Source organism: Gordonia sp. i37, assembly GCF_002043085.1.
In the GTDB taxonomy this organism is placed as follows: domain Bacteria; phylum Actinomycetota; class Actinomycetes; order Mycobacteriales; family Mycobacteriaceae; genus Gordonia; species Gordonia polyisoprenivorans.
The window spans coordinates 1-6,895 of sequence record NZ_MVPX01000387.1 but is presented as its reverse complement, the minus strand read 5'-3'; the positions used below and the strand labels follow the sequence as shown (position 1 = coordinate 6,895).

Here is a 6,895-nt window from a genome sequence, read left to right as displayed (position 1 = left end):
GCCTGGGGGGTGCGGGTCCATGACGTCGCCGCCAGCCGCGACGCGGTCCTCGTGGCCGCGGCCTGGCGAGCAGGTGGATGCGGTCGGGTACACGCCCACGTACAGGCAGGGGAGCGCTGATGGCCGATCGGATCGAGCTGAAGGGGCTGCGGGTCCGTGGCAATCATGGTGTCTTCGAGCATGAACGCCATGACGGTCAGCTCTTCATCGTCGACGCCACACTGTGGGCCGACCTGCGTTCCGCGGCAGCCAGCGACGACCTCGCCGACACCGTCGACTACGGTGCGCTGGCCCACCAGATCCATGCGATCGTCGCGGGCCCGGCGCGGAATCTGATCGAGACGGTCGGCGCGGAGATCGCCGACGCGGTGATGGCCGACGAGCGCATCCTGGCTTGCGAGATCGTCGTGCACAAGCCGTCGGCGCCGATCCCGTTGGCCTTCGACGACGTCGCGGTGGTCACCCGTCGGTCGCGGAAGTCGGTCAAGTGAGCACCGTCCCCGTCGGCCACAGCCGCGCGGTGCTGTCCGCGGGGTCCAACATCGGCGACTCGGTGGCCACCTTGGCGCTGGTGCCCGACGGGTTCGCCACCGCAGGCCCCGATATCCGCGTCGTCGCCGTGTCCGACGTGTACGCGACCGCGCCGTGGGGTGGGGTCGAGCAGGACGATTTCTGCAACATCACGCTGATCGTGGAGGGCAAACGGGAGCCGCACGAGTGGCTGCGGATCGGCGCCGACCTGGAGAATCGGGCGCACCGCACCCGCGAGGTGCGATGGGGACCCCGCACCCTCGACGTCGACGTCATCACGGTCGACACCGCCGACGGCACCGTCCACTCCGACGACCCCGACCTCACGCTGCCGCATCCGCGGGCCCATCAGCGCGCGTTCGTGCTGCTGCCCTGGCTGCAGATCGATCCCGACGCCGAACTCCTCACCGAGGCCGGGCCCCGGCGGGTCGCCGAGCTGGCCGCAGCCCTGCCCACCGACGAGCGCGACGGGGTACGCCGGACCGGGCCGCTGTCGAGGTCCGCACTGCGATGAGCGAGCCCTCCGCGCCCAAGAAGGACGACGACGAGCACCAGGGGATGGGACCCACCAAGCCCCTCGACCTGGTCCTCGTGGCCGTCATCGTCGGCGTCACCGCGTGGATTCTGGTGCGCTACAACTATTCCAGCGTCCCGCCGATCCCGGCGTTGGCCGGCATCGTGCTCTACGTCCTCGCCGTCATCGAGGCGGTCACCGGGTTCATCGTGCGGGCACGCGTCGAGGGCAAACAGGTCGGCCGGGCCCGCGGGCAGTTGCACCCGCTGACCGCAGCCCGGGTGGTCGCGCTGGCCAAGGCGTCGGCGATTCTCGGGGCGATCGCCACCGGGTTGTGGGGCGGGGTGCTTGTCTTCTTGCTCAATCAGACCGGTGTGAGCGCCGCCGAACACGACACGCCCGCCGCGGTCGTCGGCCTCATCGGGGGTGTGGTGCTCACCGTTGCCGCCCTCTGGCTCGAATACTGTTGCCGCGCGCCCGACGACCCCGACGACAATTCCGTCAACGGCAACGGTCGCACGCGACCGGGCCCGGCCTGAGAAGTCCACGGCGACGCCGATGATTCCGGCGGCGCCACTCACGCCGCGCCATAGCGCATCGACGATTCGTGACTCTCCGCCGGGCTTGTACACCCAAAGACAGGTCAACGGGTAAGTTGCACAGATATGACGACCTCCACCGGCCGCTCCTCGGACCCCCGGCGCGCCGGCCGCTCGGTCGGCCAGTGGCTGCTGGGGCTGCTGATCGTGCTGGCCCTGGCGGCCAGCATCCTGATGATCTTCACCGACAACCTGTCGATCTCGGGCAGTCTCGCCGTCATCGCGGCGCTGTGGGCCGCGGTCATCGGCGCGATCCTGGTGACCCGATTCCGTAAGCAGGCCGAGACCGCCGAGGCCAAGAGCCGCGACCTGAGGCTCGTGTACGAACTCCAGCTCGAACGGGAGATCGCCGCGCGTCGTCAGTATGAGCTCGACGTCGAGACCACCATCCGCAAGGAGGTCGCCGCCGAATCCGGTGCCGAACTCGCCTCCCTCAAGGAACAGGTGATCTCGCTGCGCGCCAGCCTCGAACGGTTGCTCGGTGAAGCCCTCCCCGACGATCAGGTCGCGTTGCCCAACGAGAAGCTGCGCGAGCTCGCCTCCGGCCTCGGAGGCGGCGGGCTCGATCCCCACCAGTATTCCGCGCCCTACGGGAGTTCCGGGCGCGGTGACTCCGCCTTCGGCGGACATGGTGGCGCCTACGGCTCGCAGGGCTACGCGCCGGATCAGTACCGTCCGGAGGGCTTCGGCGCCGCCGATTTTCACGCCCCCGACGATGGTGTGGTCGCCGCACGCGATTTCGCTGAGACCGTTCCGGCCGCCGACGACGGCCGCCACGTGGAGCGCAAGGCCGACCCCAACGAGATGACCGAGGTCATCCCGATCGTCACCGACGACCCGCTGTCGGGACGCTTCGCCACGTCGACGGCCGATCATGCGCAGGATTCCGCGACGTCGGAAGCCCCGGAACAACCCGGTCGCGACCAGGCGGGACGTGAACAGACCGGTCCCGAGCAGACGGCTCCCCAGCAGTCCGGTCACGACGCCGTCGATGAGCCCGCCGCGTTCGTCGATGACACCCCGACCGACGAATGGGATCGACCCGGCCCCGAGGTGTCCACGCCGGGCAGCGCCGCCGAGGCTGCCGGGGCCCGGACTGCCGATGCGTCCGGTCCGATCCCCGCGTGGTCGCGTGGTCGACACGAAACCGCAGGCGCAGCAACCACATTCGGTGGCGGGGGGCGTCGGCGACGCCCCGAGGAGCAGCCGGAGCCGGTGGCGGTCGAGGATCCCGTCGACGACGCCGACAGCGCGCATTCCAACGGGCTTCCGGTGTCGGAACTGCTCAAGCAACTCCGCGACACCGACGCCGCGGGCGGCGGCCGTCGCCGTCGCCGCGACTGATCGCGTCCCCCGTAACACCACCGCCTGTTGGCCGACCCCGTGCGGTGAGCCCCGTCACACGGGATGGATCCGGGCTGACGCCAACGCCTACCCTGACTCTGCAACGTCCGGTACCCGGCCGTCGCGGCTCCCCACACCCGCTGTGGACGCCGCCCGGCAGCCCTCGGGACTGGAACGACCCGGAGGACAGTGGTGACCTCGTCGAACGATGACGCCCGTGCGGCGTCTGCCGGCCTACCCAGGCCGGGCGGAGACGGGTATGCCCACCACAGCGCCGCGATCCCCGGGATCACCAACTTCCCCGCCCCCGCCCGACTGACCGTCGGCATCGTGTCCGCCGGACGAGTCGGCACGGCGCTCGGGGAAGCGCTCGAACGTGCCGGACACGTGGTCGGTGCCGTCGTCGCGCGTTCACCACAATCGCGCCGCCGGGTCGAGCAGCGGCTGCCGGAGTCGGCGATCCTCGACCTCGCCGACGTGGTGTCCCGATCCGAACTTCTCCTCATCTCGGTGCCCGATGCCGTCCTGCCGTCGGTGATCGCCGACATCGCCGCCACCGGCAGGTTGCGCCCGCGCACTCTGGTGGCCCACACCGCGGGGGCGCACGGCGTCGGCATCCTCGCCCCGCTGACCGCGTTGGGTGCGACCGGACTCGCGATCCACCCGGCGATGACCTTCGTCGGCACGGCCGACGACACCTCGCGGCTGACGCGGGCGTGCTTCGGGATCACCGCAGGTGATGAGGTCGGCGACGCGATCGCCGCGGCCCTCGTCATCGAGATGGGCGGTGAGCCGGTGCGGGTGGCCGAGGCCGACCGCACCCTGTATCACGCGGCGCTCGCCCACGGTGCCAACCATCTCGTCGCGCTCATCAACGATGCGGTGACCGCACTCAACCATGCGATCGCCGGTCCCGCCGGGACCGGGCAGTCGACCGCCACCGTCGACGGAAACCCGGTGCGCCTGGCCGAACGCATTCTCGGACCGCTGGTGACCGCGTCGCTGCACAACGTGCTCGACCTCGGTGCGTCGGCGTTGACGGGCCCGGTCGCACGCGGGGATGGCGCTGCCGTCGCCGCACACCTGGCCGCCTTGCGGGCACTGCCCGACGCCGATGCCGACAGTGCGGATAGCGACGGTGCAGATACCGATGGGGATTCGATCGCCGAGGCCTACCGTGTGCTGGCCCGCCGCGCCGCCCACCAGTCGGATGCGCCGCAGGCGGTCCTCGATGCCCTGAGGCCCAGATGAATCCTGAGGCCCAGATGAATACGGAGCAGCGATGAGTGCCCACGTGATCGCCGACGAGGCGAACCTCTTCACCCCCGGAACCCTGACGGTGCACCGTGATCCGGCAGCACTGCACCGGGTGACCGCGGCACTGCGCAGCACCGGACGACGGGTCGCCCTGGTGCCGACGATGGGTGCCCTGCACGCCGGGCACCTCGAACTGGTCCGCGCGGCCAAGGAACGCGGCAACACCGTCGTGATCGTGTCGATCTTCGTCAATCCGCTGCAGTTCGGTGCCGGCGAGGACCTCGACGACTATCCGCGGACCTTCGACGCCGACCTCGAGCTGTTGGCGCCGTTGGGCGTGGAATTGGTTTTCGCGCCCACCGAGGCGGCGATGTATCCCGATGGCCGGCGCACCATGATCCATCCCGGACCGGCCGGCGATATCCTCGACGGTGCCTCGCGCCCAGGGCATTTCGCCGGAATGCTCACCGTCGTCAACAAACTTCTGCACATCGCGGCGCCGCACACGGCGTACTTCGGGGAGAAGGACTACCAACAACTGGTGCTCATCAGTCAGATGGTCGCCGACCTGAACATGGACGTCGAGATCGTCGGTGTCCCCACCGTCCGCGAGGCCGACGGCCTCGCGATGAGCTCGCGCAACCGCTACCTCTCCGCCGAGCAGCGCCAACTCGCCACCACCCTGTCGGCCGCGCTGACCGCGGGCTCGCACGCCGCTCCGAAGGGCGCCGACGCCATTCTGGCTGTGGCGCAGGAGGTTTTGTCCTCGGAGCCCGAGATCGAACTCGACTATCTCGCCCTGCGGGGCCGGTCGTTGGAAGAACCGCCGGACAAGGGCCACGGGCGGTTGCTGGTCGCGGCCCGCCTCGGCGCGGCGCGGCTGATCGACAACGTCGGCGTCGCGATCGGATTGAGCCTCGAAGAACGCGAGGCCAGGTCCGAATGACCCGTCGACAACCGTTGCGACTCAAACCACTTCTCTGCCAACCCTGTCCACGACATCGGAGGAACCGCACATGCTGCGCACCATGATGACCTCGAAGATCCACCGCGCCACCGTGACCCAGGCCGACCTGCACTATGTCGGATCGGTGACCATCGACGCCGACCTGCTCGAGGCCGCCGATCTCCTCGAGGGTGAGCAGGTCACCATCGTCGACATCACCAACGGTGCCCGCCTGGAGACCTACGCGATCGCCGGTGAGCGAGGTACCGGGGTCATCGGGATCAACGGGGCCGCAGCACATCTCGTCCACCCCGGCGACCTGGTGATCATCATCGCCTACGGCATCCTCGATGAGCGGGAGATCGCCGAGTACGCACCGCAGGTGGTCTTCGTCGACGAACACAACCGGGTTCTCGAGCAGGGGACCGACCCGGCCCGCGCGCCCGAGGGTTCGGGATTGCGCGATCCCCGGCACGCCGACGACCTCGCCGCCACTCATGCGTGAGGTCGGCCACCCTCTGACGGTCGGCCCCCGCTGATGCTGCTCACCGTCGAGATCGGTAACACGAACACCCATCTCGGCGTGTTCGCCGGTACGGGCGCGCATGCGCGATTGGTCCGCGATTGGCGCCTGCACACCGAACCCGAGCGCACCGCAGACGAATTGGCGTTGCTGATCCAGGGACTCCTCGGCTCCGACATCGAGCAGGTCACCAGTGTCGCGGCGCTGTCGACGGTACCGTCGCTGTTGCGCGAGGTCCGGGTGATGGTCGGCCGGTACTTCGACAATCCCCACAACGTCATCCTGGAACCCGGTGTGCGCACCGGGGTTCCGCTGCTGGTCGACAATCCCAAAGAGGTGGGGACCGACCGCGTCGCGAATTGCCTTGCCGCCTATCACACCTACGGCGGGCCGACCATCGTGGTGGCATGCGGGACGGCCACCGTGGTCGACGCGGTGTCGGTCAAGGGCGAGTTCCTCGGCGGCGCCATCGCACCCGGCGTCGACCTCGGTGTCGAGGCGCTCAGCGAACACACCGTCACCGTGCGCAAGGTGGAGTTGATGCCGCCGCGCAGCGTCCTGGGCAAGAACACGGTCGAGGCCCTGCAGTCGGGCATCCTGTTCGGGTTCGCCGGTCAGATCGACGGCCTGGTGAACCGCATCCGCACCACGGTCGCCGGTTTCGCCGGCGACGACGTCACCGTCGTGGCGACCGGCTACCTGGCACCCCTGATGTTCGACGAATGCTCGACGCTGACCACCCACCACAGCCATCTCACCCTCGAGGGCCTGCGTCTGGTGCACGAACGCACCAAGGCGGCCGTGCGACGCAAATAGCGCCGACAGCGCCCACCACAGCGCCGACAGTGCCCACCACCGCGCCGACAGCGCCTACGCGAGGGAAGCAGATCGACTTTTGCTCGCCCGGTGCACAAAACCCGGCTGACCCTGGACCCGCTGGCGTTCACTGTGGCAAACTGTCCGACGTGATCAAGAGCTGTCAGGAGTGTTGTCAGGGCTGAGTCCGTATCTGCGGCCGCCCTCCTTCGCGCTCCCCGCTCACCTTTTCGATCACTCGAGGTTTCTCACCATGACCGCATCGGTCCAGGTTCTCGCACCCGTCTCTGCTCCCGCACCCAACGGCCCGCTGTCGCTGCAGGTCAGCCACTATGCCGAGGCTGTCGCGGCTGGGGGCGGTTCCC

8 protein-coding genes are annotated in these 6,895 nt (G+C 69.3%); all 8 read left to right on the top strand.

Features of this window, described 5'->3' with window-relative positions:
• Positions 1–119: 119 nt before the first annotated feature.
• The 8 genes from folB (at position 120) to B1964_RS18855 (ending at position 6,530) form a co-directional block, all read left to right on the top strand.
• Positions 120–491: a dihydroneopterin aldolase gene (folB, locus tag B1964_RS18890; protein ID WP_014361551.1), complete on the top strand. Its 372-nt coding sequence runs from the start codon at positions 120–122 to the stop codon at positions 489–491.
• Positions 488–1,045: a 2-amino-4-hydroxy-6-hydroxymethyldihydropteridine diphosphokinase gene (gene folK, locus B1964_RS18885; protein ID WP_006371930.1), complete on the top strand. Its 558-nt coding sequence runs from the start codon at positions 488–490 to the stop codon at positions 1,043–1,045. The genes folB and folK overlap by 4 nt, the downstream gene beginning before the upstream one ends.
• Positions 1,042–1,584, top strand: coding sequence for a DUF3180 domain-containing protein (locus B1964_RS18880; RefSeq protein WP_079930844.1), 543 nt, complete (start codon positions 1,042–1,044; stop codon positions 1,582–1,584). The genes folK and B1964_RS18880 overlap by 4 nt, the downstream gene beginning before the upstream one ends.
• Before the next feature lie 126 nt (positions 1,585–1,710).
• Positions 1,711–2,988: a DUF6779 domain-containing protein gene (locus B1964_RS18875; RefSeq protein ID WP_014361549.1), complete on the top strand. Its 1,278-nt coding sequence runs from the start codon at positions 1,711–1,713 to the stop codon at positions 2,986–2,988.
• A gap of 192 nt (positions 2,989–3,180) precedes the next feature.
• A complete protein-coding gene (locus B1964_RS18870; RefSeq protein WP_079930845.1) occupies positions 3,181–4,239 on the top strand; it encodes a DUF2520 domain-containing protein in 1,059 nt (352 codons plus the stop codon).
• A gap of 31 nt (positions 4,240–4,270) precedes the next feature.
• A complete protein-coding gene (gene panC / locus B1964_RS18865) occupies positions 4,271–5,191 on the top strand; it encodes a pantoate--beta-alanine ligase (RefSeq protein ID WP_079930843.1) in 921 nt (306 codons plus the stop codon).
• A gap of 70 nt (positions 5,192–5,261) precedes the next feature.
• The gene (gene panD, locus B1964_RS18860; protein WP_079930842.1) at positions 5,262–5,696 is read left to right on the top strand and encodes an aspartate 1-decarboxylase; all 435 of its coding nucleotides are present in this window, start codon (positions 5,262–5,264) and stop codon (positions 5,694–5,696) included.
• 33 nt (positions 5,697–5,729) lie between these two features.
• Complete coding sequence (locus tag B1964_RS18855; protein WP_079930841.1) at positions 5,730–6,530, top strand: type III pantothenate kinase; 801 nt, start codon at positions 5,730–5,732, stop codon at positions 6,528–6,530.
• The last annotated feature ends 365 nt before the right edge of the window (positions 6,531–6,895 follow it).